Source organism: Streptomyces sediminimaris (assembly GCF_047049295.1).
Classification (GTDB): Bacteria; Actinomycetota; Actinomycetes; order Streptomycetales; family Streptomycetaceae; genus Streptomyces; species Streptomyces sediminimaris.
The window spans coordinates 1-799 of sequence record NZ_JBJWOT010000006.1 but is presented as its reverse complement, the minus strand read 5'-3'; the positions used below and the strand labels follow the sequence as shown (position 1 = coordinate 799).

Annotated in this window: 1 protein-coding gene; it reads right to left on the bottom strand. The window is 70.8% G+C overall.

Annotated features, from left to right (window positions below):
- On the bottom strand, positions 1-473 hold a 473-nt coding region (locus tag ACJ9NR_RS41700), incomplete at its 3' end, for an amidohydrolase family protein (protein WP_412494833.1).
- Between the last annotated feature and the right edge of the window lie 326 nt (positions 474-799).

The window sequence follows — 799 nt, the reverse complement described above, 5'->3', positions numbered from 1 at the left end:
TCGGTTCCCATCACTTCGGCGGTCCAGCGCAGGTAACGAGGGCTGTCGGTGCCGCTGCCGGCCACCCAGAAGTTCTGCTTGAAGTAGTCCGCCAGGGGTTGCCGCAGACTGCCTGCCTCGCCGAAGAAGCCGGTGTGGTCGAGGGAGAACATCACGACCTCGCCCCAGTGCCCGGCGATCACCTGCAGATCGGGGAACCGGTCGAAGACCCCTGAGAAGATCATGCGCAGGTACTGGACGCCGAGGTCGTAGTACCAGCCGAGTCCGGCGCCGGCCAGCACGGGGCCCACGGGCTCGGGGAGGCTGGAGCAGTAGGCGTCGATGACGGGCCCAACCGGTGTCTGCGGGTGGAAGTGCAGCGGCACGGCGAGGCGCTCGGCCATCGCGTACAGCTCGTCGTTGTCCGGGTGGTCGGCCAGCTTGTTGCCGGTACGCCCGTACAGCATGGCCCCGGGAAAGCCCAGTTCGGCCACCGCGCGCTCCAGCTCGGCCGCGGCCGCGGCCGGCGACTGGGTGGGAATCCCGGCCCGAACGCCTGGAAGCGATCGGGCCGGGAGGCGACGATCTCGGCAAGCTGGTCATTGGCCTCGCGTGCCACCGCCACGGCGTCGGTCCCGGGCAGGTCCCGCACGCCCGGAGGCGACAGGGACAGCACGGCGACGTCGATGCCCTGATCGTCCATGCGGGCCAGCCGCCGCTCGCCGGCCTCGTGCGGGTTCTTCGCGGTCGGGCTGTCCCCGAAGCCACGCGAGAGGATCCGCGGCGATCCGGCCCGCTGGTATGCCGTCGTAGACGGCCG